Origin of the sequence: Kurthia populi, from assembly GCF_042686175.1 — a bacterium.
GTDB classification, from domain to species: Bacteria; Bacillota; Bacilli; order Bacillales_A; family Planococcaceae; genus Kurthia; species Kurthia populi.
On the sequence record NZ_JBHUOR010000057.1, the window covers coordinates 1 to 1013 of the forward strand.

The 1013-nt window shown below is 33.1% G+C and carries 1 protein-coding gene; it reads right to left on the reverse strand.

Annotated elements, in window-relative coordinates:
• Positions 1 to 170 precede the first annotated feature (170 nt).
• Positions 171 to 701 (reverse strand): hypothetical protein, encoded by a 531-nt coding sequence (locus ACFSY7_RS10320; RefSeq protein ID WP_380147775.1) that lies wholly within the window; start codon positions 699 to 701, stop codon positions 171 to 173.
• Positions 702 to 1013: the final 312 nt, after the last annotated feature.

Sequence of the window (1013 nt, forward strand, 5' to 3'; positions counted from 1 at the left end):
AGCACTTTCATTGATCAACAATCGACCAAGAAAGTGCCTCAACTGGAATACCACACAGGATGCATTTGAATGTGAAGTGGTGCAGTTAATTTGACAATCTATCATGCAAAAAAAGGAAACATTTTATCACGCTTCCTTTCTTTATCATCGTATGTATAGAACGATTATTTTTAAAAATCGTACGTATGTATCGTTTTGTAGCCATCAGTTTTCTCTACAATTTCAAAGACATTTTGTTGACCACGCCATTCAAAATCCTTTGGCACTTTATATACTGCATGTATGGTTACCGTCTTTTTCGCTTGTATTACATCTTCCCCTACACTCGTTTGAAAATGATTCGCCTTATATGTTTTCCCGTCTACATCAACAAATCTTGAATGTAATTGAGCGAGCGATTGCTTGCTGTCCGCTTTATTATGCGCTTTCAATATTACGGTAATATCCTTCTGATCACGCTCATTTTTACGTATATGCTCCTCTACACGTTCAATCTTTAATGCCATCATCTCTTTATCCGAAATGCCATACTCTACTGTTTCTTCTTGCATATGGAATATTTCCGTCTTCGTTGCCTTGTCACCTGATTCTTCATATTCGTTCAAAGAAACATCGTCATCATCATCTGATGTTTCGACAACATTGACCTCCGACTTCCCGATGTCCATATTACAGGCTACTAAAGGCAACGCTACTACCATACAAAAAAGTATTTTTTTCATAAACTCACTACTTTCCTTTTATTATTTCACTATATAGTCAAAACCTATCTATTCTCTAAATAAAAAATGCATTGCATTTACCTTTTACAGCATATCCAGGAAAAACATAGCTATCTTTATTTTATCATTTTATTAATTCTTCGTTTATTTAATTGTATATAATAGGAATATAAGGAATTAACATGTATATAAATGCTAATTTAAACGTGTACATATAAAATCACTTAAAGATGTACAAATTTACCATTAAATGTAACATACTAGAACTTGAGGTGAATAGTATGTACATAA